Annotated in this window: 26 protein-coding genes; 10 read left to right on the forward strand and 16 right to left on the reverse strand. The window is 62.1% G+C overall.

What is annotated here, in order from left to right; translation table 11 throughout:
• Positions 1-58 precede the first annotated feature (58 nt).
• From dapB to ACS0VV_RS12030, 4 genes are all read left to right on the forward strand, one after another.
• Positions 59-787 (forward strand): 4-hydroxy-tetrahydrodipicolinate reductase, encoded by a 729-nt coding sequence (gene dapB, locus ACS0VV_RS12015; RefSeq protein WP_483532931.1) that lies wholly within the window; start codon positions 59-61, stop codon positions 785-787.
• A 42-nt stretch (positions 788-829) separates the two neighbouring features.
• On the forward strand, positions 830-1,999 hold the full coding sequence (locus tag ACS0VV_RS12020) for a M48 family metalloprotease (protein WP_483532932.1): 1,170 nt from the start codon (positions 830-832) through the stop codon (positions 1,997-1,999).
• Positions 1,996-2,646, forward strand: coding sequence for an endonuclease III (nth, locus tag ACS0VV_RS12025; RefSeq protein WP_483532933.1), 651 nt, complete (start codon positions 1,996-1,998; stop codon positions 2,644-2,646). The genes ACS0VV_RS12020 and nth overlap by 4 nt, the downstream gene beginning before the upstream one ends.
• An 82-nt stretch (positions 2,647-2,728) precedes the next feature.
• Positions 2,729-3,025: a hypothetical protein gene (locus ACS0VV_RS12030; RefSeq protein WP_483532934.1), complete on the forward strand. Its 297-nt coding sequence runs from the start codon at positions 2,729-2,731 to the stop codon at positions 3,023-3,025.
• A gap of 207 nt (positions 3,026-3,232) precedes the next feature.
• On the opposite strand, the gene ACS0VV_RS12035 is transcribed toward ACS0VV_RS12030, so the two are convergent.
• From ACS0VV_RS12035 to ACS0VV_RS12045, 3 genes are read right to left on the reverse strand one after another with little or no spacing between them, the layout of a single operon-like run.
• Entirely contained in the window at positions 3,233-4,477 is a 1,245-nt protein-coding gene (locus ACS0VV_RS12035) for a dicarboxylate/amino acid:cation symporter (protein ID WP_483532935.1), read from the reverse strand.
• A 17-nt stretch (positions 4,478-4,494) separates the two neighbouring features.
• A complete protein-coding gene (dapE, locus tag ACS0VV_RS12040; RefSeq protein WP_483532936.1) occupies positions 4,495-5,673 on the reverse strand; it encodes a succinyl-diaminopimelate desuccinylase in 1,179 nt (392 codons plus the stop codon).
• Positions 5,634-6,299, reverse strand: coding sequence for a glutathione S-transferase family protein (locus ACS0VV_RS12045; protein WP_483532937.1), 666 nt, complete (start codon positions 6,297-6,299; stop codon positions 5,634-5,636). The genes dapE and ACS0VV_RS12045 overlap by 40 nt, the downstream gene beginning before the upstream one ends.
• 284 nt (positions 6,300-6,583) lie before the next feature.
• Here ACS0VV_RS12045 and ACS0VV_RS12050 point away from each other — a divergent pair, with 284 nt between their 5' ends.
• Positions 6,584-8,824 (forward strand): EAL domain-containing protein, encoded by a 2,241-nt coding sequence (locus tag ACS0VV_RS12050; RefSeq protein ID WP_483532938.1) that lies wholly within the window; start codon positions 6,584-6,586, stop codon positions 8,822-8,824.
• A gap of 205 nt (positions 8,825-9,029) precedes the next feature.
• On the opposite strand, the gene yihA is transcribed toward ACS0VV_RS12050, so the two are convergent.
• The 6 genes from yihA to ACS0VV_RS12080 all read right to left on the reverse strand — a co-directional run bounded on the left by yihA (position 9,030) and on the right by ACS0VV_RS12080 (position 13,301).
• Positions 9,030-9,671: a ribosome biogenesis GTP-binding protein YihA/YsxC gene (gene yihA / locus ACS0VV_RS12055; protein WP_483532939.1), complete on the reverse strand. Its 642-nt coding sequence runs from the start codon at positions 9,669-9,671 to the stop codon at positions 9,030-9,032.
• Positions 9,668-11,443 (reverse strand): membrane protein insertase YidC, encoded by a 1,776-nt coding sequence (gene yidC / locus ACS0VV_RS12060; protein ID WP_483532940.1) that lies wholly within the window; start codon positions 11,441-11,443, stop codon positions 9,668-9,670. Before yidC ends, yihA begins: the two co-directional genes overlap by 4 nt.
• A gap of 35 nt (positions 11,444-11,478) precedes the next feature.
• Entirely contained in the window at positions 11,479-11,688 is a 210-nt protein-coding gene (yidD, locus tag ACS0VV_RS12065; protein WP_483532941.1) for a membrane protein insertion efficiency factor YidD, read from the reverse strand.
• Positions 11,685-12,077: a ribonuclease P protein component gene (gene rnpA / locus ACS0VV_RS12070; protein ID WP_483532942.1), complete on the reverse strand. Its 393-nt coding sequence runs from the start codon at positions 12,075-12,077 to the stop codon at positions 11,685-11,687. The genes yidD and rnpA overlap by 4 nt, the downstream gene beginning before the upstream one ends.
• Positions 12,078-12,233: 156 nt before the next feature.
• Positions 12,234-12,368: a 50S ribosomal protein L34 gene (rpmH, locus tag ACS0VV_RS12075; protein ID WP_483532943.1), complete on the reverse strand. Its 135-nt coding sequence runs from the start codon at positions 12,366-12,368 to the stop codon at positions 12,234-12,236.
• Between the two features lie 69 nt (positions 12,369-12,437).
• Positions 12,438-13,301, reverse strand: coding sequence for an alpha/beta hydrolase (locus tag ACS0VV_RS12080; RefSeq protein WP_483532944.1), 864 nt, complete (start codon positions 13,299-13,301; stop codon positions 12,438-12,440).
• A gap of 136 nt (positions 13,302-13,437) precedes the next feature.
• Between ACS0VV_RS12080 and ACS0VV_RS12085 the strand changes: the two genes are divergently transcribed.
• Positions 13,438-14,934, forward strand: a complete 1,497-nt coding sequence (locus tag ACS0VV_RS12085) for a YifB family Mg chelatase-like AAA ATPase (RefSeq protein WP_483532945.1) — start codon at positions 13,438-13,440, stop codon at positions 14,932-14,934.
• 130 nt (positions 14,935-15,064) lie between these two features.
• Positions 15,065-15,547, forward strand: coding sequence for a manganese efflux pump MntP (locus tag ACS0VV_RS12090; RefSeq protein ID WP_483532946.1), 483 nt, complete (start codon positions 15,065-15,067; stop codon positions 15,545-15,547).
• A 35-nt stretch (positions 15,548-15,582) separates the two neighbouring features.
• Here the strand turns inward: ACS0VV_RS12090 and ACS0VV_RS12095 are convergent, their stop codons facing one another.
• Entirely contained in the window at positions 15,583-16,080 is a 498-nt protein-coding gene (locus ACS0VV_RS12095) for a winged helix-turn-helix transcriptional regulator (RefSeq protein ID WP_483532947.1), read from the reverse strand.
• Positions 16,081-16,251: 171 nt separating this feature from the next.
• Between ACS0VV_RS12095 and ACS0VV_RS12100 the strand changes: the two genes are divergently transcribed.
• Complete coding sequence (locus ACS0VV_RS12100; RefSeq protein WP_483532948.1) at positions 16,252-16,560, forward strand: CC_3452 family protein; 309 nt, start codon at positions 16,252-16,254, stop codon at positions 16,558-16,560.
• Between the two features lie 93 nt (positions 16,561-16,653).
• Here ACS0VV_RS12100 and ACS0VV_RS12105 read toward each other — a convergent pair whose 3' ends face one another.
• The 3 genes from ACS0VV_RS12105 to galE all read right to left on the reverse strand — a co-directional run bounded on the left by ACS0VV_RS12105 (position 16,654) and on the right by galE (position 18,683).
• Positions 16,654-17,271: an HAD-IA family hydrolase gene (locus ACS0VV_RS12105; protein WP_483532949.1), complete on the reverse strand. Its 618-nt coding sequence runs from the start codon at positions 17,269-17,271 to the stop codon at positions 16,654-16,656.
• Positions 17,272-17,344: 73 nt separating this feature from the next.
• The gene (gene ykgO / locus ACS0VV_RS12110; RefSeq protein WP_004210176.1) at positions 17,345-17,470 is read right to left on the reverse strand and encodes a type B 50S ribosomal protein L36; all 126 of its coding nucleotides are present in this window, start codon (positions 17,468-17,470) and stop codon (positions 17,345-17,347) included.
• Between the two features lie 193 nt (positions 17,471-17,663).
• Positions 17,664-18,683, reverse strand: coding sequence for a UDP-glucose 4-epimerase GalE (gene galE / locus ACS0VV_RS12115; protein ID WP_483532950.1), 1,020 nt, complete (start codon positions 18,681-18,683; stop codon positions 17,664-17,666).
• 81 nt (positions 18,684-18,764) lie between these two features.
• Between galE and ACS0VV_RS12120 the strand changes: the two genes are divergently transcribed.
• A complete protein-coding gene (locus ACS0VV_RS12120) occupies positions 18,765-19,373 on the forward strand; it encodes a DUF4136 domain-containing protein (protein ID WP_483532951.1) in 609 nt (202 codons plus the stop codon).
• 11 nt (positions 19,374-19,384) lie between these two features.
• Positions 19,385-20,524: a M14 family metallopeptidase gene (locus tag ACS0VV_RS12125; protein WP_483532952.1), complete on the forward strand. Its 1,140-nt coding sequence runs from the start codon at positions 19,385-19,387 to the stop codon at positions 20,522-20,524.
• Between the two features lie 3 nt (positions 20,525-20,527).
• Here the strand turns inward: ACS0VV_RS12125 and ACS0VV_RS12130 are convergent, their stop codons facing one another.
• Genes ACS0VV_RS12130 through ACS0VV_RS12140 form a run of 3 tightly spaced genes read right to left on the reverse strand, consistent with a single transcriptional unit; the run spans position 20,528 to position 22,211 of the window.
• The gene (locus ACS0VV_RS12130) at positions 20,528-20,923 is read right to left on the reverse strand and encodes a hypothetical protein (RefSeq protein ID WP_483532953.1); all 396 of its coding nucleotides are present in this window, start codon (positions 20,921-20,923) and stop codon (positions 20,528-20,530) included.
• Between the two features lie 50 nt (positions 20,924-20,973).
• Entirely contained in the window at positions 20,974-21,672 is a 699-nt protein-coding gene (locus ACS0VV_RS12135; RefSeq protein WP_483532954.1) for a glycoside hydrolase family 25 protein, read from the reverse strand.
• Positions 21,673-21,719: 47 nt separating this feature from the next.
• The gene (locus ACS0VV_RS12140; RefSeq protein WP_483532955.1) at positions 21,720-22,211 is read right to left on the reverse strand and encodes a UPF0262 family protein; all 492 of its coding nucleotides are present in this window, start codon (positions 22,209-22,211) and stop codon (positions 21,720-21,722) included.
• Positions 22,212-22,246 lie beyond the last annotated feature (35 nt).

Here is a 22,246-nt window from a genome sequence, read left to right on the forward strand (position 1 = left end):
CTAGCGGAGAAATGGATCCTGAAACAAGTTCAGGATGACGTGTTGGAATGGAGTGATTGTGGCGAAAATCGGTATCATCGGCAGCGAAGGGCGCATGGGGCGGGCGATTGCCACCGTGCTGGCGGATGGCGAGCATGAATGCGCTGGCGGCGTGGATCGTGACGGTCCGGTCGGCGGACTGGCCGAGCGCTGCGATGCGCTGGTGGACTTCTCCTCGCCACAAGCACTGGCCGCCAATCTGGACGCGGCACAGGCAGCGGGCATTCCGATCCTGATAGGCACGACGGGCCTCGGCCCGGAACACCACACCGCGATTGACGCCGCCGCACAGACCATCCCCGTTCTGCAAACCGGCAACACCTCATTGGGTGTCACCCTTCTCGCGCATCTGGTGAAGGAGGCGGCATCGCGCCTCGGCCCCGACTGGGATATCGAGATCCTCGAAATGCACCACCGGCACAAAGTCGACGCGCCATCGGGCACTGCGCTGCTGCTGGGCGAGGCGGCGGCAGAGGCGCGCGGCATCGACCTTGCCAACCACAGCGAAAGCGGGCGTGACGGCCATACAGGCGCGCGAACCGAGGGTGCGATCGGCTTTGCCGCGCTGCGTGGCGGCAGCGTGGCAGGCGAGCATTCGGTGATTCTTGCCGGAACCGAGGAGCGCCTCACCCTCTCGCACTCGGCCGAAAACCGCAGCATTTTCGCGCGCGGAGCGGTGCGCGGGGCCGCCTGGCTTGTCGGCAAAACGGCAGGGCGCTACTCTATGCAGGATGTGCTTGGAATCTAGGCCATATTCCCATATGGGGCTGCAATCTATGTGGGGGGCTGCATGACATTTGACCCGGCGGCGGCGACGCAGGCCTATCTGGCGCGGTTGAGCGCGGAAGAGCTGGCGCTTGCTCGCGACTACACCACCGGCAATCACTGGCTGATTCTTGGCGGCCTTGCGGTATCGGCGCTGGTCAGCTGGCTGATCCTGCGGAGCGGCTTGCTCGACAGGCTCTCGGCTCGGCTTGAGAAGCGCGGCACGGCTCTGCGCGTCGCCCTCCTCTCGGCAGCCTTTCTGGCGCTGAGCACTCTGCTGTCCAAACCATGGACGCTCTATACCGATTGGTGGCGCGAGGCAGAGTATGGCCGCACCAGCCAGCCATTGGGCGATTACCTCGCCCAAAGCGGCGTTTCGCTGGTTTTGACTGTGATAGTCGGCGGTCTGCTTTTGCTCGGCCTTTACAGCTTTATCCGCCGCTCGCAGCGCCTGTGGTGGGCGTGGGCCGCGGCCTTTGTGACCGTCACCGCCGCCTTTATCCTGCTGCTCTCGCCCGTACTGGTCGAGCCGCTGTTCAATGATTACCAGCCAATCCCCGAAGGCGAAGTGCGCGATGCGGTGAACGCGCTCGCGGCAGAGGCAGGCGTGCCCGAAGATCATGTCTTCATGTTTGACGGATCGCGCCAGTCGAACAACTTTACCGCCAACGTCTCCGGCGTAGGGAGCAGCGCGCGGATCGCGATTTCGGACGTCGCGCTTACCTCCGCTTCGCTCGACGAAGTGAAGGCGGTGACCGGGCACGAGATCGGCCATTACGTGCTCGGCCATGTCTGGCGCATGGTCGGCTTTGTCACCATTGCCGGGATGCTCGTCTTCTTCCTGACCGCGCGCAGCTATGACTGGTTCGCACGGCTGTTCCGCTGCGACGCTGGGATTGCCGACCCGCGCGGATTGCCCGTGCTGTTCTTCGTGATCAGCCTGTTCGTTACCTTGGCGCAGCCTGCGCTCAATGCTTTGACGCGGCTGGGAGAGCGCGAGGCGGATGTCTATTCGCTCGAAAATGTCGGCCTGCCCGATGCGCTCGCCAGCGCGCTGATCAAGACCGCCGAATATCGCTATCCGCTGGCGGGGCCGGTGGAAGAGGCGATCTTCTACACCCACCCCACCGTCGAAAGCCGCATTCGCGCCGCGATGGAGTGGAAGGCGCAGAACCAGACGGCAGCCGAAGAGTGACCAAAGACCAGATCTTCGAATTCTTCCGCCGCCTTGCCGAAGACAATCCCGAGCCCGAGACCGAGCTCGAATATGGTAATGCCTATCAGCTGGTGGTCGCTGTGGCGCTTTCGGCGCAGGCGACCGATGTGGGCGTGAACAAGGCGACACGGGCGCTCTTTGCCAAGGTGCAAACGCCGCAGCAAATGCTCGATCTGGGGCTCGACGGGCTGATCGGGCACATCAAGACCATCGGCCTGTTCAATTCCAAGGCAAAGAATGTGATCGCGCTCAGCCAGTTGTTGATCGACGAGTATGGCGGCGAAGTGCCCGATACGCGCGAAGACCTTGTGCGGCTGCCCGGCGTGGGGCGCAAGACAGCGAATGTGGTGCTCAATTGCTGGTTCAAGCAGGAAACCTTCGCGGTCGACACCCACATTTTGCGCGTCGGCAACCGGACGGGTCTGGCCAAGGGCAAGACGCCCGAACAGGTCGAGGCGAAGCTGGAAAAACGCGTGCCCCAGCCCTTCCGCCTGCGCGCCCATCACTGGCTGATCCTGCATGGCCGCTATGTGTGCAAAGCACGCACGCCGGAGTGCTGGCGGTGCGGGGTGGCGGATTTGTGCAGTTTCAGGAAGAAGGTGCTGGAGAAGCCTAAGGGGCGCTAGGTTTAATAATTTATCTTATTTATATTGCTTTGTGATTTTTATGCGCTATAGTGTGGCCATCACCGGAATAGGAGAATGGTAAATGCACACGCATCATAAAGATCAACTGCTGCTTCGCCTTGAGAGGGTGGCCGATACCGGCACTTGTGAGATTCGAGCAGCCGAACTCAGGCTCTGGTTTGAGCGGGACCGACTGACAAAGACTATCTGGGCGGAAATCCTCGACCATTGGAATAACGTCGACTCCGATGATGGAAACGGGCTGATCGTTGGCTACGAAGATGGCGTTTACACCTTCGCATTTAACGATGACCTGACGGTAGGTCCGGACTCATGGTGGAAAGACCTTGCCGTTCTTGCTCAACGTGAGAACTCATAAGTGCCACGGTCAACGCATTATGAAACCGTCGGCGCAAGTAAGTCTTTGGCGAAGTCTATACAAATGCTCCGAAGCGCCTTGAAGCGTCGCGGCCCTTGGCCGCGCGGCAGCCTTAGAGAATATCACAATAGGTTGGTTTGGGAGCTGGCAACAACCAAACGCTCGAAGATCAATCTGGACGCAATCTGGACGTCTGAGGGCTGACCCTCAAACATCGTCCGCCGAGATCATTTCCGCCTTGTCGATTTCGCCCAGCACGCTGGCCACGGTCGTCGCCACCGCCGCATCGCCGGTGACATTGGTGGTGGTGCGCATCATGTCCATGATCCGGTCGACACCGGCGACAAAGGCAATCGTCTCCAGCGGCACGCCGACCGCGCCGAACACCAGTGCCATCATGATGAGGCCCGCACCCGGAATGCCCGCCGCGCCGATGGCGCCCAGCGTGGCGAGGATGGAGATGAGGAAATACTGCCCCCAGCTCAAATCCACGCCGAAGATGCTCGCCCCGAACAGCGTCGCCAACCCAAGATACATCGCCGTGCCGTTCATATTGATCGTCGCGCCGAGCGAGATCACGAAGGCAGCGATGGAATTGGGGATGCCGAGGTTGCGCTCTGCACAGCGCAACGTCACCGGCAGCGTCGCGTTGGAGCTGGCGGTGGAGTAGCTGACCGCCATCGCGTCCACTATCCCGCGGAAGAAATCCACCACCGGCAGCTTGGCGATGAATTTGATGATGGAGGAATACATCACCAGAATGATCAGCAGACAGCCGGTATAGTTGAGCACGACCAGCCAGCTCAGCGCCTTCAGTGCGTCCACCCCCAGCGTGCCCGCCACCCACGCCATCAGCGCGAAGACGCCGAAGGGGGTCAGCTCCATCACGATCATCGTCACCTTCTGCATGATGACCGAGCCGCTATCGAAAATCTTTTTGACCGGTTCGCCCTCTTCCTTCGCCATCAGAATGCCGATGCCGATCAAGAGACTGAAAACGATCAGCGGCAGCACCGCGACATCGGCCATCACCTGCACCGGGCTTTCGGGCACGATGGACAGGATCATGTCGACCGCAGTCGTCTCATTGGGTTCGGGCGTCGGCACGTCGGGCGTGCCAAGCGCCTCGCGGCTGGGGAACAGGCCGAGATTGACCGCGCCGGTGCCGAGCGCGAGGCCGAGCCACACGGCGATCTGTCCGGTAACGAGGAAGAGCAGCATCGCCCGTCCGCCGACCGCGCCCAATTTCCGCAAATCGCCGATGGCGGCAACGCCAGCGACAAGGCTGAAGAAGATCAGCGGGACGACCAGCATCTTGATCGACTTGATGAAGAAATCACCGATCCACTTGATGCTCTCGGCTTCCGGCCCCCAGTAAAGCCCCAGCGCGACGCCCAGTATCAGCGCACCGATCACCCGCTGCCACAGCGGAATTGCGAACCAGAATTTCATGCTTTGGCGTCCCTTTCTCAGCCCGCTGCGAGCGCGTCGTGGGCGATGCGTTTATAAATGCGGTGTAGCGCATAGAGATCGGCGATGGCTACAGCCTCGTCGGTCTTGTGCATCGTCGCGTTGACGAGGCCGAATTCGATCACCGGGCACAGATCTTTCAGGAACCGCGCATCCGACGTGCCGCCCGTGGTCGAGCGTTCGGGGTCGATGCCCGTCTCGGCTTCGATAGCCTTGGCGATAATGTCCGAAAATTCACCCGGCGGGGTGAGGAACGGCTCACCGCTGATGACAGACTTGGCAACGCCGCCATGCTTTTCGGCAATCGCGCAAACTTTCTCGGAAAGCGATGCGCCCGAATGCTGGTCATTGAAGCGGATCGACACCCGCGCCCGCGCCATGCCGGGGATCACATTATGCGCCTTGTTGGGCACATTGATCTCGGTGATTTCGAGATTGCTCGGCTGGAACCAGTCGGTGCCGGTGTCGAGCACCAGCGCATCGAGTTCAGCGAGGATCGCCACCAGTTTGGGCAGCGGATTGTCGGCCAAATGCGGGTAGGCAACATGGCCCTGCGTGCCGGCAACCTCGATCCAGATATTGACCGAACCGCGCCGCCCGATCTTCATCATGTCGCCCAAACGGTTGACCGAGGTCGGCTCGCCCACAAGGCACAGATCGGGGCAAATGCCTTCTGCCCGCATATGGCCGATCAGCGCCCGCGTGCCGTGCAGCGCAGGCCCTTCCTCGTCGCCGGTAATGATAAAGCTGAGCGTGCCCGCCTCCGCCGGGATTTCCGCTGCTGCGGATACCATGCAGGCGATTGATCCCTTCATGTCCACTGCGCCGCGCCCGTAAAGCAGTTCGCCGCGCTCTTCCGGCGCAAAGGCATCGCTGGCCCAGTCCGGCCCGGGCGGCACGACGTCCAGATGACCGGCAAAGGCGAAATGCTTCGATCCTACCGGCCCCCGGCGAATGGCGAAGAGGTTCTCGACCGCTTCCTCGTCCGATCCCTCCGGCCCCTCGCCGCGGGTGAAGCGGTGCACATCGAAACCCAGCGGCACGAGCATCTCTTCCAGCATCGCAAACACCGGACCGCGCGCGGGCGTTACGCTTTCGCAGGCGATCAGATGTTTGGCATTGGCCAGCGGATCGGCACTCACGCTTTCTTGCCCACTTCGAATTGCGAGATCGTCCATTCTTCGGCCGAGGCGGCCTCGATCCATTGCTGCATCCAGTCATGCTCCCACACCGATTGCATATAGGCCTCGGCAAAGCCGGGAACGCCGATGCCGTAGGTCTGGAAGCGGCTGACCACGGGCGCGTAGAAAATGTCCGCCGCGCTGAACGTGCCGAAGAGGAAGGGCCCGCCCCTGCCAAAGCGCGCCCGCGCCTCGGCCCACAGGCCGAGAATCCGCACGATGTCCGCCTTTACCGCATCATCGAGTTTGACCGAGGCGCGGCCCCTTATGTTCATCGGGCAGGTGCGCCGCAAAGGCAGGTAAGAGGAATGCATTTCCGCCACCATAGCCCGCGCCATCCCGCGCGCATCATCGGCTTTGGGCCAGAACCGGTCACGCCCCACCTTGTCCGCACAATATTCAAGAATTGCGAGACTGTCCCAGATGACGGTTTCGCCGTCCCACAAGACCGGCACCTTGCCCGCCGATGGCTGGAATTCGCCTTCCCGCGATTTGAGCGATTCCCATTCCTCGCCATACAGCGGAACCGTCCATTCCTCGAAATGCAGGCCGCTCTGCTTCAAGGCCAGCCAGCCACGCAGCGACCAGCTGGAGTAATTTTTGTTGCCGATAATGAGCTTCATAATGCGCCAGTTTTCCCCTGTTGACGCATGGTTAGGCGTTCAGGCTGGCGCTGTCGAGCCTGAACATTTTTGGATACCGGGATTGCTGCCGATGGTTAACCCCGGCCTAGGCACAGAACAAAATGTAAAAAATATCGAGAATGTTAACCATCCTCTGCGAAAGAGGAGGCTCCTACGCCTGTATGGGCGCTTTTTCGAGGTGATGGGTGGCCGAAAGCAACCCGACACAAAAGGCCAAAGCCGTTCGATCGGAGCGGTTCACGCACGCCCTTTGGGCGGGTGCGGTGGCGCTTGCGCTGTCGTTCATCGCGCTGTTCGAGCCGCTGGATTCGGTCGTCTGGGCAACGCAAGACCGGATGGCCGCCGAAGAAGCCTCGGGCGATATCGTGCTGGTATCGAGCGACAACAATCTGGCCGATCCCGATTTTCCCGAACGCCGGAGCAATCTGGCCGCTTTCATCCGCCAGCTCGACGCCGCGGGCGCGGAAGCGGTGTATATCGATCAGGTGTTCGAACGTCCGTCGGACCCGGTCAGCGATAACGAGCTGAACGCGGCCCTGCGCGACTTCTCTGGCGAGGCCTATCTGGTTTCGAAGATGCGCTCCTCGGCAACGGGTGCGACGCAGATCTTCCAAACAACGCCTTCAGTGGGACAGGGGATTGAAACGGTCGGAAGCCGCCATTTTATCTGGTATGCTGGCTATGTCTGGGACGCGACCTATTATGTCGAGCAGGGACAAACGAGGCTCCCGAATTTGGGAATGCATCTGGCCGGTTCCAGCGAGCCGACAAGCGACACTTTCTATATCAATTATAGCTTCCGTCCCGATTCCATCCCTGCCTATTCATTGCGAGACCTGAGCACATCGACCGGTTTGGCCACCGAATTGGCTGGCAAGACCGTAGTTATTACGAGCCGGGGGGCGGATCAGGTAGAGCAGTTCAGTGTGCCCGGTTTGACCGATGTCCGTGGGAGCCTGATCCATATTTATGCAGCGGAAACGTTGATGGCCGGAAAGGCCTCAGCAGTACCCGTACGTCTAACACTGTTCGTCTTTGTCGCTCTTTTGATCGCCGCGGCACTTCTCCGCCCCCGCAAAGTCCGGCGCGCGCTCTATCTGGCCATTTGTATTGCCTTGCCCGTCCTATTCGTCGCAACGGCCTTCGCCGGTGTACGCATCTGGCTAACGGATATTGCGGTGATGCTGGCGCTGTACGGCGCGCTGCGTGGACGGGCATCGTGGAAGAGTTCGTTTGCGCTGATCGATGCCGAAACCAATTTGCCCACCTTTGCCGCGCTAGAAGCCGAGGGCCGGATCGCCGAGTCCCTCCCTGGCCTGATCGTGGCCAAGATCCACCGCTTCGAACAGGTGAAGCGCACCTTGCCCAAGGAACTACACGGCGAATATATCCTGCGGATCATTGCCCGCCTGAAAGCGGCGACGCAGGATGCTACGATCTATCGCGGCGAGGGCAATATGATCGCCTGGGCGATGGATGAGAAAGACCCCGGCCTGCTGCAAGAGCATCTGGAGGGTCTGCGCGCGCTGTTCGCGTCGCCGCTGATCGTGGGCGACGCTCAAGTCGATGTGGGCATTACCTTTGGCGTCGATATCACGCCCAGTCCCAATGTCGCGCGGCGACTGGCGGCAGCCGTTGCGGCGGCAGAGCACACAAATGAGACCTATGATCCGATTGCGATCGCCGACAGCACGTCGGAAGAGGATCTGATCTGGAACATCTCGCTGCAAGCGCGCATCGATGCCGCACTGTCGAGCGGGGAAATCTATTTGGCGTACCAGCCCAAGATCATGGTGCAGACAGGCGAAATCATCGGGGTGGAGGCGCTCGTGCGTTGGAAAGACCCGGTGAAGGGGCATATCCCGCCCGACAATTTCATCCGCCAATGCGAGACCGCCGGACGGATGAGCCATCTCACCCGCTTCGTGCTCGAAGAAGCGTGCAAGGCCGGAAATGCCTTTGCCGCGCAGGGGCTCAAAATCCAGATGGCCGTCAATATTTCCGCGACGCTGGTGCATGAACGGGCCATCGTACAGATGGTTTCGGATGTGCTGGCCAAGACCGGCTTCGATCCCCGCAGTCTGACGCTCGAGATCACCGAGACCTACCGCATCTCGAATATTGACCGTGCTGCCGAAGTTCTTGGAGCCCTCCACCGTCTCGGTCCGAAAATCTCGATGGATGATTTCGGCGTGGGTGCTGCGAGTTACGAGGCGCTGCTGCGGCTGCCTTTTGACGAGCTCAAGATCGACCGAATGTTTGTCGCCCGCATGGCCACCGAACCCAAGGCGCGCGGGATTGTGCAAAACATCCTCCGGCTTGGCCAGGATCTGCGAATCATCGTGGTTGCAGAAGGGGTTGAAGACACAGGAACGCTCCGGCTCTTGCGCGAATCTGGCTGTCTGGTGGCCCAAGGATTCGGAATTTCGCGCCCGATCGAATTTGACGGAATTCTTGAATTTCAGAGAGATGGCGAAGATCGCCTGCGACAAAATATGGTTTAGAGTTTACAAACGGCCTCGGTTAATGCATTGATAACCCTGTCAACAACAGGAGAGTCGCAATGCGTGGTTTCTGGGCATGGCTCCTCGGTGGTCGTGAGACCGGCTGATTGAGCTGACAAACAAGAAGAAGGGCGTTGTGGGCGCCCTTTTTTTTCGCCTGAAATCTGTGGCTTTTTCTGGTTGACGCTTCGGCTGGCGAAGCGAGTTATTGCCGCACGTCAAACAGAATGGCGGCGCGCAGTTCATCCAGCCCCATCCCTTTTTCCGCGCTGGTTGCGTGTACCGTTGGAAAAGCGGCCACGTGCTTGCGCGCTTCGGCCTGCGTTTGCGCCATAACCCTTTCCAGTTCGCTCGCCTTGATCTTGTCGGTCTTGGTCAGCACCACGCGGTAGCCGACGGCGGCCTCGTCGAGCATGGTCATCATTTCGCGGTCACTGTCTTTGAGGCCGTGGCGACTATCGACCAGCACCAGCGTGCGCCGCAAGGGCACGCGCCCGCGCAGGAACGTACGCACAAGCTGCTTCCACTTCTCGACAACCTTAACCGGCGCCTTGGCAAAGCCGTAGCCCGGCATATCGACGAAGCGGAACTGCGTTGGCTCGCCCACTTCGAAGAAATTGAGCTCCTGCGTCCGCCCCGGCGTCACCGATGCCCGGGCGATCGCCCTGCGTCCCGTCAACGCGTTGATGAGCGAGCTCTTGCCGACATTCGAACGCCCGCAAAAGGCAATCTCCGGATAGTCCGGCTCGGGCAGGAATTTCAGCTGCGGCGCGGACAGCAGGAACTCGACGCGACCCGAAAACAGGCGACACGCTTCGTCGGCCAGCGCCTGTTCTTCCTCGGTCACGCTTCTTCGGCCTTATCCGCCTTCTCGCGCGCGGCAGCCCGTTCCTTTTCTTCCTTCTCTTTCAGCATCGCGGCTTTCAACTGCGGATTGCGTGCGTAGAGATATTTCTGCTGCGCCAGTGTCAGCACGTTGTTGCTGATCCAGTAGAGCAGCAGGCCAGCGGCAAACGGCGCCATCACGAACATCAGCACCCACGGCATGATCATGAAGATCTGCTGCTGCATTGGGTCCATTGCCGCCGGATTGAGCTTGAACTGCAACCACATGGTGAAGCCGAGCAGCACGGCGAGAATACCGATGGCAAGGAAGCTGGGCGGGGTGAAATCCAAGAGGCCGAACAGGTTGAGAATGGTCGCAGGATCCTGCGCCGACAAATCCTTGATGTAGGTGAAAGGCTGGTGCCGCATTTCGATGGCCAGCAGCAGCACCTTATACAGGGCGAAGAAGATCGGGATCTGGATGAAGATCGGCAGGCAGCCCGCCAGCGGATTGACCTTCTCTTCCTTGTAGAGCTTGGCCATCTGCTGCTGCAGCTCGGCCTTGTCGTCCTTGTAGCGCTCCTGCAGCGCTTTCATCTTCGGCTGCACCGCGCGCATCTGCGCCATGCTGGTGAACTGCTTCTGCGCCACGGGGAACAGCAGCAGGCGGATGATGAGCGTCAGACAGATGATAGCGATGCCGAAATTGCCAACCAGGCCAAAAAGGAAGATCAGCACCTGCCACATCGGCCAGGCGATCCAGCGGAACCAGCCCCAGTCGATAGCGAGTCCGAACTTCTCGACGCCTTGCGCTTCGTATTCGGACAGCACCGCACTTTCCTTTGCGCCGGCGAACAACCGCGTCGTGCGGGTCACGGTTTCACCTGCACCGAGCGTCACCGGGTCGTAGATCAGATCGGCGCGATAGGTGTCACCGCTCGCTGCGCGGAAGCTACCCGAAGCCGTTTCGCCTTCCTCCGCAATCAGCGCAGACATCCAATAGATATCGGTAAAGCCGAGCCAGTCGGTCGCGCCTTCGAGATTGACCGCGCCTTCTTCACCCACCTCGTCATAATCCCAGTCGAAATTGACCGCTTCGGAATTGGCCGCGATCGGCCCCGAATGGACGTTGAACGTGCTGCGGCTGGCCGTCGCGCTGGTGCGGTTGACGAAAGCATAGGGACGCAGCGCCACCGTGCCTTGCGCGCTATTGCGGACCGACTGATTGACGGTGATCATGTAATGCTCGTCAATCGCGAAGCGCAGCTGGAAGAGCTGGCCCTGTCCGTTGTTCCAGCGCAGGGTGACCGGCGTTTCCTGCGTCAGCCGTTCGCCGTCGACCAGCTCCCACACCGTATTCGCATCGGGCAGCGCCACCCCTTCGCCAATCCAGCCGAATTGCGCGAAATGCTGTGCGTCGGTACCGGCAGGCGAAAGCATACGGATATTGTCGCTGTCGGCCTCCACCGTCTGGCGGTGCGTCTTCAGATCGATATCATCGACCCGCGCACCGACCGGATTGATCGAGCCGTGGACTTCGGGCGCGTCGATGACGATCCGCTCTGCGCTGGCAAGTTCGGTGGCGAGATCGACCGGAGCGGCCTCTTCGCCAGCGGTAATTGCAACTCCTGCATCACCCCCTTCAGCGCGAAGGCTTGGCGCATCCTCCCGGCTGGCAACCTCGGTGGGCGTCACATCCGATTCAGGATAATAGGTCCGCATGGCCAGATCCCACCCGAACAGGAGAGCCGCGCTCAGCAGCACCGCGATGATAAGATTACGCTGATTGTCCAAGATGTGATCCGTCGAATTGTCTGTCTGTGAAAGCGCTATGGCACCGGGTCATGCCCGTGCCCGCCCCAAGGGTTGCAGCGCAATAACCGCTTAAGCGCGAGCCATCCACCCCTGATTGCACCATGGCGTTCAAGCGCGGTGATGGCATAGGCACTGCATGAGGGTTGATAGCGGCACGTGGGCGGCAGAATGCGACTGGGGCCAAGCTGCCAGCCCCTGGCGATCAGGATCAGCACACGCCTCACCCGCGCCCCAGGCCATGGGCGTTCCGGTTGCCCTTGCGCGGACGGCGCGCGGGATCGCCCTGGCCCGCCGCAGCGCGCTCCAAGGCGATGGCAAGCTCCTCAGCCATTTGCGAAAAATCCCGCTCGACCCCGCCTTCACGGCCGATCAGCACGTGATCGTGGTCGGGAAGCCCGCTATCCGGCAAGGCCGCGCGCAGCAATTCGCGGAAGCGCCGCTTCATGCGGTTGCGCACCACCGCATTGCCGATCTTTTTGGTGACGGTAATGCCGTACCGCACCCCTTCCCCGCCATTGGGCCGCGCGAGCAGCACAAATCCCGGCCGCGCAACGCGCAAACCCCGATTCGCGCTGAGAAAATCCGCGCGCCTGGTGAGGACGGAAATCGTCATGCGGTGTTATATAGGGATAATACGGCGGAGCGAGAAGAGCCCAGACACAAAAACGGACCCCGAAAGGGGTCCGCAAGGGCGACTGCCCGCCCGCGGCCGGCGCAGCTTGCCTGCGCGCCTAGCGAGGACGTTCCGGCGGATGCCGGAGCGCAAAAATCAAGCGCTCAGCTTGGCCCGTCCGCGACGACGGCGGGCGCGGAGCACCTTGCGGCCACCGACGGTAGCTTTACGGGCGAAAAAGCCGTGGCGACGAGCACGCACGAGATTGCTCGGCTGGAAAGTGCGCTTCATGGTTCTAACCTTCGAATCAGAATAAAAAGGGCCGCCAAAGCGGGCGGCCTCACGTCTATGAGGGCGCGCTTACTGAAAGGCCGCACCCAAGTCAAGATAGCTGAGGCGCGGCAATATGTCTTCATAGGCGAGAGACGGGAGCGCGGGCTCAGCTGCCGCTACGACCGTTTCGGCAGGTGAATCGACGCCCATCCAAGCCTGCATCTCCTCGCCCGTCAGCCACAGCGCATCTTCGAACGGGACCGAATTGGTCATCGCATAGAAAGCCCGCGCGGCGTCGGGGGCCATGCCCATTTCGGCGTAATATTCGAGGTAACGCTGATGCTCGGGCGCGCTCATAGGATAGTCTTCTGCACCCATGCCGCGATCATCCATCCAGCCGTGCACGGCAAACTCGCTATTGTCGGCGATGGCGAGCGTGTTCCCGGCGAGGAACAGCTCGACCCCGCCCGAACGCACCGAGCCGCCTTCGGGCACGCTGGTGGCAATTCCGGCTGCACGAATCATCCGCCCCACGGCGAAATTGGCGCGGTCGTCATGCGTGCCGGGCACTTCGACGAATTCGAGCCGCTCGATCTGCGGATAGGCGGCGAGCATGGCGGCAAACTGGCGCGGCGAGGCACCGTCGGTCACATCGACAATCGCGGCAGTGCGATCGTCCAGCACGCGGAACGGGCCATAGGCAGCGATAGCTGCGGCTTCGACGGTCTCCATCGGCGAAGCCACAGCGCGTGCAGCGGCGGGGGCGGGCGATGCCGAGGAGCCGGCATCCTCCCATCCGCTATGCTCCACGATGACCCATTCGCCATCGATCCACTCTTCGGTCCACTCTTCGACCGTCACCGTGAGGGTTTGCTGCGCGGCCACAGGCGACGCGACGAGCGTTGCCAGCGATACGAGAACCAGTACAAAAATGGACGACAGACGGGCCATGCATCCCGCTCTGCGCCCGCCGCCCTACGCAAATGCCAAGCATTGCGGTTGCCGGTGAATTAACCCTGTTCCCGATCTATTGAGTCTCGACACCGCGCGCTTGGGCGTTATCACTAGAAACAAAGGGGATTTTGGCTTGGTAGCTCTGGTTTCGACGGTGGCGTATCTGGGGCTGGAGGCGCGGCCGGTTGAAGTGCAGTGCCAGTTGACCGCCGGAATGCCCAAATTCCTCGTGGTCGGCCTGCCTGATAAGGCGGTGGGCGAAAGCCGCGAGCGGGTGCAGGCCGCGCTCGCCGCAATGGGCCTGTCCTTGCCGCCCAAGCGCATCACGGTGAACCTCTCGCCCGCCGATCTGCCCAAGGAAGGCTCGCATTACGATCTGCCGATTGCGCTGGCGCTGCTGGGCGCGATGGGGGTGGTGGATGCCGAGGCGATGAGCGAGTGGGTGGCGGTGGGGGAGCTGGCGCTCGACGGCCGCATCGTCCCCTCGCCCGGCGTGCTGCTGGCCGCTTTGCACGCAAGCGAGAACGGCAAGGGCCTGATCTGCCCGAAGGCGCAGGGGCCGGAGGCGCGCTGGGCGAGCGATGTGCGCATCCTCGCCGCGCCTGATCTCACCAGCCTGCTCAACCATCTGAAAGGCAGCCAGCGCCTGCCCGAACCCGAAGCGGGCGAGGTCGAGGACAAGACGCCGGGGCCGGACTTGCGGCAGGTGAAGGGGCAGGAGACCGCCAAGCGCGCTTTGGAAATCGCTGCGGCGGGCGGGCACAATCTGCTGATGAACGGGCCTCCCGGCGCGGGCAAGTCGATGCTGGCGGCGTGCCTGCCGGGAATATTGCCGCCTCTGACACCCGCCGAGGCGCTGGAAGTGAGCATGGTCGCCTCGGTCGCGGGAACGCTCGAGGGCGGCAAGATCAGCCGCACCCGCCCCTTCCGCGCGCCGCACCATTCGGCGAGCATGGCGGCACTTACCGGCGGCGGATTGCGCGTGCGCCCCGGCGAAGTGAGCCTCGCGCATCTGGGCGTACTGTTCCTCGACGAATTGCCCGAATTCCAGCGCCCTGTTCTGGATTCGCTGCGCCAGCCGCTGGAGACGGGCAAGGTCGATGTTGCGCGCGCCAATGCCCATGTCGCCTACCCCGCGCGCGTGCAACTGATCGCGGCGATGAACCCGTGCCGCTGCGGCCATCTGGGCGACCCCTCTTTGGCGTGTTCGCGCGCACCCAAATGCGCGGTGGATTACCAGAGCAAGGTGAGCGGCCCGATGCTCGACCGGATCGACCTGCACGTCGAAGTCGATCCGGTGAGCGCGGCTGACCTCGCCTTGCCCCCCGCCGCCGAGGGCAGCACCGAAGTCGCCGCCCGCGTGGCTGCGGCACGAGCAAGGCAGGTCTCAAGAGGCGTGCGCTCCAACGCCGAACTCGATGGCGACGCACTGGAAGAATTCGCCGCCCCCGACGAAGCGGGCCGCACGCTGCTGATGCAGGCCGCCGAAGCGATGCGCCTCTCCGCGCGCGGCTATGTGCGGATGCTGCGCGTGGCGCGAACGATAGCGGACTTGGCGGGAGCCGATCGCGTGGGCCGCGTGCATATCGCCGAGGCGCTGAGTTACCGGAGGCAGGCGCCTAGGGCTTGAGGGGGTTTTCACCGGGGGACAGTCGTGGCACGGGGGCTGCCCTATGCTGGCCGTCCTTATTCTCGCCTTCGCCCTTGCTATGGACGCTTTCGCAGTTGCGTTGGTGCGCGGGGCGGCTGGGCGACATTCTGTGTTGCGGGCGCTGGAGACGGGTCTCGCCTTTGGTGTAGCACAGGGTGTGATGCCGCTGATTGGTTGGGGACTAGGGATGCTCTTTATCGGGTGGCTCGCAGCAATCGACCATTGGATCGCTTTTACACTGCTGGCATTCCTCGGCCTGCGAATGCTGCGTGAGGGCTTGGGCGGTGATGACGGAAATGAAGCGGTTATCAGCTCCGTAGACGGGCGGGCGCACGTCACTGCTCTATTTGCGGCCTCTATCGCAACGTCGATTGATGCGGCTGCGGCAGGAATGACGCTCGACCTGTTCGCTTTGCCGGTTTTCCTTTCCTGCCTGCTGATAGGCGCGGTCACCTTGGTGCTTTGTGCCCCCGCTTACTGGTCCGCCGCGCGCATCGGCCCAGCGCTGGGGAAGAAAGCGGAGGTGATCGGCGGATTAGTGCTTGTATTTTTGGGTGCGAAAATTCTCGCCGAACATACCGGCTGGCTCTAACCGGGTCAGAAGCCAGCAGTGCACCTCTGCTGAATTTAGACGTCTTCCTTCGCGTAGTACCCGTCATGCCGTTCCACCGGCGTGCCGATCTTGTCGGGGGTTTGCCAGCCGAGCTCGTGCCAGCTCAGATCGCGGCCATCATGGGCGCGGATGCCGATTTTGCGGATGGGTTGTCCGTCACGGCAATCGACCAGCACCAGGTTGGGGTTGCAGATATCGGCATATTCCTCGCCCCACTGCCGCAGCGCGAGCATGGCGGGCAGCAGGCCGAGGCCTTTTTCGGTGAGGCGGTATTCGACCTTGCGGCGGTCGGATTCGCAAGGCGTGCGTTCAAGCACCCCGTTTTCCACCAGCTTTACCAGCCGGTTGGAGAGGATATTGCGGGCGATGCCCAACTCACTCGAAAACTCTTCGAAATGGTAAAGGCCGTTGAAGGCGGCACGCAGGATGAGGAACGACCAGCGTTCACCCATAACTTCCAGCGCGTGCGAGAGGCCGCAGCCCAGCTCTCCCAGCGGTTCTCTTATGCCCATAACCACAGCTCTCCTTGCCGCTTCCTAGCGCGAAACGCGGCAAAGCCAAAATAATCACAAAATAAGGGTTGCGAATCGAAACTCGGTTGGATAGGTAGCGAATGGCAACTGGTTGTCAAACGCAACCTTCAAGTTTGTCAGCACCGACCGATCCCATCCAGGAGCCTTGTGATGAAAACCCTCTCCCGCTTCGCCACCATTGCCGCAACTGCCGCAATCGCCATGGCTGCCCCGTTGGCGGCTGCGCCCTCTGCCACGTCGCATTACGATGTCGTACTGGCCCAGCCGACCGAGGAAGAAACCGTTATTGCAGGCGGCGTGGTGTTCACATGTGAAGGCACCACCTGCGTCGGACCGCGCAGCCGCGACCGGGCCTTGCGCGTTTGCAGCGAATTGCGCCGCGAAGTCGGCACGATCGCCAGCTTCACCGCCAATGGTGAAGCGCTGAACGAATCCCAACTCGCGCGCTGCAACGGCTAATTTCTCAGGAGACCCTGTCCGCGCCCCTCTCCATCCCGGCGCGGCACTCCGATGCCCCGGTGCCTTACGGTGCCGGGGCTTTTTTGTTGGGTCTCAGAGCAGGCCCATCCGCTCCAGCTCCGCCTCAAGCGGCCCGGCATCGGTAAACACGTGCCCATGCCATCCGCGCGCTGTGGCAGCGGCGATATTGTCGGCGCGGTCGTCGATGAAGAACAACTGCTGCGGTGGCACGCCATAGCGTTGCTCCGCCAGCGCATAGATCGCCGGATCGGGCTTTACGAGGCACTCGCGGCCCGACACGACGATGTCCTGCATATGCTCGAAGATCGGCGCGGTGGGGACGAACACGTCCCAGAACTCCGCCCCGAAATTGGTGAGCGCGAATTGCGCCACGCCGCGCTCCGCCAGCCGCTCGACCAGCGCGTGGGTGCCGGGAACAGGGCCGGGGATGGTGTCGTTGAACCGCTCCGCATAGGCGTGGATGTGGTCGGCATAGGCGGGGAATTGCGCGATGCGTTCAGGCACCATTTCGGCGAGCGCACGGCCCGCATCATGCTCGAAATGCCATTCTTCAGTCACGACATTGGCGAGGAACCAATCGAGCTCCTGCTCGTCCGCGATCAGCTCGCGGAACAGGTGGCGCAATTCCCAGCGATAGAGCACGCGACCGACATCCCAGACGACGGCGGAGATTTTCGGCGCATCAGACACGCAAAAAGCCCCCGTGGTGACGGGGGCTTTGCGAAAGACCGGTGCCGCGCTGTGTCAGCGGCACGGTGCCGGATTAGCCCTGACGGGCCTTGAAGCGGCGGTTGGTCTTGTTGATGACGTAAGTACGGCCACGGCGACGAATCACGCGGTTGTCGCGGTGACGTCCCTTGAGCGACTTGAGGCTGTTGCGGATCTTCATGGTCTATTCCTGAAAAATAAGCGGCACCGGAGATGCACTCCGATGCCGGAAATCTGGGATGGCCGATACGCAGACCGCTGGCGCGAGTCAAGTTGTTTGCTTTGCGCTCCGGCATCCGCCGGAGCATCCTCGGTGCTATTCGCTCCGCTTCGCTGCGCGGCACCTGCGGGCGGGCGTTCGCCCTTGCGGTCGGCTAGTCGCCGCCCGAGTCTCCGCGAATATCGGCGAGCTTCCGCTCCCAGGCGAGCGCGTGGGTGACGATGGTTTCCAGATCGGCGTGCTGTGGCCGCCACGGCAGCGTCGCCTTGATCCGCGAGGGGTCGGAAATGAGCGAATCCGGATCACCCGCGCGGCGCGGCGCCATTGTCCGGTTGATCTGCCGATTGGTCACGCGGTCAACCGCATCGAGCACTTCGAGCACCGAGAACCCGCGCCCGTACCCGCAATTCATCGTCATCGAGACAGCGGGCTTGGCGATCAGCTCTTCCAGCGCCAGCACGTGCGCCGCCGCGAGATCGCTGACATGGATATAATCCCGCACGCCGGTGCCATCGGGCGTGGCGAAGTCGGTGCCGAACACGCTCACCCCCTCCCGCTTGCCCAATGCCGCCTCGACCGCGACCTTGATCAGATGCGTCGCACCCGCGGTCGATTGCCCGGTGCGCGCCTGCGGATCGGCGCCCGCCACGTTGAAATAGCGCAAAGCGCAATAATTCATCGCGTGCGCGGCTGCGGTGTCGGCGAGCATCTGCTCGGTCATCAGTTTCGACCAGCCATAGGGGTTGATCGGCACTTGCGGCGTGTCTTCGCGGACGGCGGCGACATCGGGGATGCCGTAAGTCGCCGCGGTGCTGGAGAAGATGAAATGCGGCACACCCGCCGTCACCGCCGCTTCGATCAAGGCGCGGCTCTTCACCGTGTTGTTGTGGTAATATTTGAGCGGGTTTTCGACGCTTTCGGGCACCACCACAGAGCCTGCGAAATGCATGATTGCCCGCGTGCCCTCCTCTGCAAAGATGCGGGCGAGCAGTGCGCCATCCTCGATATCGCCTTCGTAGAACGCCACACCATCGGGCACGGCAAAGCGGAAGCCGGTGGTGAGATTGTCGATCACCGCGACCGGCCAGCCGCCGTCTTTCAGCGCGAGAACCGCGTGGCTGCCGATGTATCCGGCACCGCCGGTGACGAGGACGGGAGGTTTGCTATCGTTCATAACTGCCAGCGGTTAGCAGCTTGCGCCGCGCCCGCAATGCGCGAATTGGCGTCGATGGGCGATTTGGGGCATAATAGAAGCATGAAAAGACTCGGCCTGATCCTCCCCCTCGCTCTGCTTGCCGCCGGCTGCGCGCATCCTGCTTATGTCTCTCCGGTGGAGATCACCCGCTTTACCGGCGAAGCCCCGATGGCACTAGGGCGCGGTACGATTGCAGTGGTGCCGGCTGCGGGCGTGGATGACAGCACCGTGGAATACGCCGCCTATGCCGACGCCGTTGCGGCAGAGCTCGCATTTCTCGGCTATGACGTGGTCGCCGAGAACGCCGAGCAATATGCGCTTATCAGCCTCGAAAGCTCGCTATCGGGCGAAGCGCGCAGAAGCTCACCCGTCGGCGTGGGTGTCGGCGGATCGACCGGAACCTATGGCTCGGGCGTCGGCGTGGGCGTGGGCGTGGGGATCAATATCAACAGCCTCTCTGGCCCGCCGCCCGAAACCATCGCGCGCAGGCTGTCGGTTGCGATCCGTTTTGCCGAAGGCGACCGGCCCAATCTGTGGGAAGGCCGCGCGGAAATGGCCGCCACCAGCAATAGCGATTTCGCCGCGTCACCGCAGGCCGCCGCGCGCATGGTTTCGGCTCTTTTTACAAATTTCCCCGGAACCTCTGGCGAAACAGTTTCAATCGACTAAAGGGCGGTTGCATGAGTAACCACCCTATCGCCATCGACGCTGCGTTTGACAGCGGGAACATCGAAGTTGTCGCCATTGAAGGAGCCAATGCGCAGCTGCGCATCCCGGCCGACCGCAAGAGCGAATTTGCACAATGGTTCCATTTCCGTGTCTCCGGCGCGGCAGGGCGCGAACTGGTGCTCACCATAGACAACCTTAAGGACAGCGCCTTCCCGCAAGGCTGGCCGAACTACCGCGCCTGCGTTTCCGAGGATCGCGATTTCTGGGGCCGCGCCGATACCACCTATGACGAGAGCACCGGCAATGGCACGCTGACCATCCGCTACACGCCGGGTTCCGAACAGGTGTGGTTCGCCTATTTCGCACCCTATTCGATGGAACGGCACAATGATCTGGTGGCCGAGGCGTCCTGCGCCGAAGGTGTCACCTACCGCCGCCTTGGCGAGACGTTGGACGGGCGCAGCATCGATTGCCTCGAAATGGGCGAAGGCGAAACGCAGGTATGGATCACCGGGCGGCAACATCCGGGCGAAACGCAGGCCGAATGGTGGATGGAAGGCGCGCTGGAAGTGCTGACCGATCCCGCCGATGTGGTAGGCGTTGCCCTGCGCAAATATTGCCACCTGCACGTGGTGCCCAATTGCAATCCCGACGGCAGCTTCCGCGGCCATTTGCGCACCAATGCCGAAGGCGTAAACCTTAACCGCGAATGGGACAATCCGACGCCCGAACGCTCGCCCGAAGTGCTCGCCATTCTGGCCGCGATGGATGAAAGCGGCGTCGATTTTGCCATGGACGTGCATGGCGATGAAGCGATCCCGGCGGTCTTCCTCGCCGGATACGAAGGCATTCCCAGCTGGACCGACGATTTCGGCGAGACCTTCTACCGCTACCAGCGCATCCTCGACCGCCGCTGCCCCGATTTCCAGACCGAAAAGGGCTATCCCAAATCGGCACCGGGAACGGCAAACCTCTCGCTCTGCACCAATCAATTGGCCGAACGCTTCGGCGCGACTGCGATGACGCTGGAAATGCCGTTCAAGGACAATGACGACTGGCCCGATGCGGCGCAGGGCTGGAGCCCCGAACGCTGCAAGCTGCTGGCGCGCGAATGCCTTGGGGCGCTGGTGGAGTGGCTGGAGACGCGCTGAGCCCTAGCGCCGCGAGCGTTCCTCGAGGAAGCGCTCAAGGAAATGCACATTGGTTAGCGCCAGCCACACGCGGTTCTCGCCAATATCATCGTTCAGAAAGCCGGTGATGTCGGGCGTGCAAAAGCCCGCATCGAACAGTCGCGCGGTCGCCGAACCGGCCTCCAGCAACATTGCGCGCAATTCCTGCCGGTGGCGCGCGCCATCGGCCCAGGGGTTGGTCGAGCAGTAGATCGCGGCGGCATCCGCAATTCCTTCCGCATCATCGACCGCCCGCTGTGCGAGCGCCTCACGCTCGCTGGCGCTTGCCGTCTCGAAGTCGAAAATGAAAATGCCCTGTTCCTGCGCCGAAGCGGGGGCGGCGATGCACAACAAAGCGAGGGTGAGAGGGAGAATGCGCATGGATCTCTCTTGCGCCCGCTTTCGTGTCCGCCAGCTTAACAACCGCAGACCTAATTCTGCACCACCACCCAGCGCATTTCCTGCCCGTTCGCCGGATTGGTCAGCTGCGAATTGACCGTCCACAAAGTCCACGGGCGGCCCGCATAGTCGGGCTCGATCCAGTCGCGTTCGAGCCACAGATTGCGCTCGATCGAGGCAGCGATGCCGTACGTGCGCTCGAATTCCTCGCTGACTTTCAGCACCACCGGCTGCTCGGCATGGCCTTCGACCTGGTTGATGAAAGTCGTCAGCTCGCTTTCCAGCGCCGCTTCCACCACCGGATCGCCGCATTCGCTCGCCAGCTTGCTCAGCGAAATGGCGGGCGGCAGCATTTCGGGATCGCGCGGTACGATAGTGACGAAATTCGCCGCCTGTTCCTCCGCCGGGATGCACGGATCATATTCGTGCACCGCGCCGTGGCGGATGCCGGTGCCTGCCAGCGCGGCCAGATTGCGCCCGAACGCCTCGTCGCGTCCGTCATCGCCGCTGCTGGCTTCAAGATAGACGAAATCGGCGCGCGCGGTGCGCAGCGCGGAAATGTCGACTACGCCCTCGGCTTCTCCCGTCAGCACGCCCTGCACCGGATATTCGGACCGTTCGGGCATGAAATTCTGCGTCCGCCACCACAGGAACGCGCCCACGGCAACGAGCGCGATCAGCAGCAGTGCCTCGATCCAGAATCGCAGAATGCTTTTCTTCTTCTTGCCCATCGGGCGACCCTATTTTCGGCTAAAACGGTGTGGCGATGCGAGTAGCATCAGCCCTTGATATGCAGCACGCAAATTAATGTAAAAAGACGGCGCGTGGTTTCAAAATCGCTATCGATCTTGCCTTCCAGCGCTTCGGACAGGATACGCGACCCGCGATCATGGATGCCGCGCCGCGCCATGTCGATCGTCTCGATTTCCTGCGCGGAGGCGCGGCGTAGCGCCTTGTAATAGCTATCGCAAATGGCGAAATATTCGCGCACTACGCGGCGCATCCGGCCCAAACCAAGCCCGATTGTGCCCGCGTCCGAGCCGGCGCGATCTTTCAGGCTGAGCGCCAGCATCCCGTCGACAATCGCCAGATGCACGTGCCACGGGCCTAGCTGCCCGTTTTCCAGCGCGCGCAGCGGGCGGAAGCGGTTGTCCTCCACCAGATCGCGCAGCGCCACCTCGCGCTCCTTCTCGATCTCTTCATTGCGCGCGATAACGGTCGCTTCATCAAGCGTGATGGCTTCGATCCGGTTGTCATCGTCCTGCGACATAGCGCGCCTCTCTTGGCCCAGCCTTGGGGCATATT

It is taken from the genome of Aurantiacibacter sp. KMU-128, from assembly GCF_056933515.1.

What these genes read in the sequence shown, in the direction of transcription:
- ACS0VV_RS12130 (WP_483532953.1), bottom strand. Translation starts at nt 20,923, where the DNA reads ATGCGCATTCTCCCTCTCACCCTCGCTTTGTTGTGCATCGCCGCCCCC.
- rnpA (WP_483532942.1), bottom strand. Translation starts at nt 12,077, where the DNA reads ATGACGATTTCCGTCCTCACCAGGCGCGCGGATTTTCTCAGCGCGAAT.
- ACS0VV_RS12045 (WP_483532937.1), bottom strand. Translation starts at nt 6,299, where the DNA reads ATGAAGCTCATTATCGGCAACAAAAATTACTCCAGCTGGTCGCTGCGT.
- ACS0VV_RS12125 (WP_483532952.1), top strand. Translation starts at nt 19,385, where the DNA reads ATGAGTAACCACCCTATCGCCATCGACGCTGCGTTTGACAGCGGGAAC.
- ACS0VV_RS12120 (WP_483532951.1), top strand. Translation starts at nt 18,765, where the DNA reads ATGAAAAGACTCGGCCTGATCCTCCCCCTCGCTCTGCTTGCCGCCGGC.
- ACS0VV_RS12095 (WP_483532947.1), bottom strand. Translation starts at nt 16,080, where the DNA reads ATGGGCATAAGAGAACCGCTGGGAGAGCTGGGCTGCGGCCTCTCGCAC.
- dapE (WP_483532936.1), bottom strand. Translation starts at nt 5,673, where the DNA reads ATGGACGATCTCGCAATTCGAAGTGGGCAAGAAAGCGTGAGTGCCGAT.
- ACS0VV_RS12080 (WP_483532944.1), bottom strand. Translation starts at nt 13,301, where the DNA reads ATGGCCCGTCTGTCGTCCATTTTTGTACTGGTTCTCGTATCGCTGGCA.
- ACS0VV_RS12020 (WP_483532932.1), top strand. Translation starts at nt 830, where the DNA reads ATGACATTTGACCCGGCGGCGGCGACGCAGGCCTATCTGGCGCGGTTG.
- ACS0VV_RS12100 (WP_483532948.1), top strand. Translation starts at nt 16,252, where the DNA reads ATGAAAACCCTCTCCCGCTTCGCCACCATTGCCGCAACTGCCGCAATC.
- ykgO (WP_004210176.1), bottom strand. Translation starts at nt 17,470, where the DNA reads ATGAAGATCCGCAACAGCCTCAAGTCGCTCAAGGGACGTCACCGCGAC.
- ACS0VV_RS12135 (WP_483532954.1), bottom strand. Translation starts at nt 21,672, where the DNA reads ATGGGCAAGAAGAAGAAAAGCATTCTGCGATTCTGGATCGAGGCACTG.
- rpmH (WP_483532943.1), bottom strand. Translation starts at nt 12,368, where the DNA reads ATGAAGCGCACTTTCCAGCCGAGCAATCTCGTGCGTGCTCGTCGCCAC.
- ACS0VV_RS12140 (WP_483532955.1), bottom strand. Translation starts at nt 22,211, where the DNA reads ATGTCGCAGGACGATGACAACCGGATCGAAGCCATCACGCTTGATGAA.
- ACS0VV_RS12030 (WP_483532934.1), top strand. Translation starts at nt 2,729, where the DNA reads ATGCACACGCATCATAAAGATCAACTGCTGCTTCGCCTTGAGAGGGTG.
- galE (WP_483532950.1), bottom strand. Translation starts at nt 18,683, where the DNA reads ATGAACGATAGCAAACCTCCCGTCCTCGTCACCGGCGGTGCCGGATAC.
- ACS0VV_RS12035 (WP_483532935.1), bottom strand. Translation starts at nt 4,477, where the DNA reads ATGAAATTCTGGTTCGCAATTCCGCTGTGGCAGCGGGTGATCGGTGCG.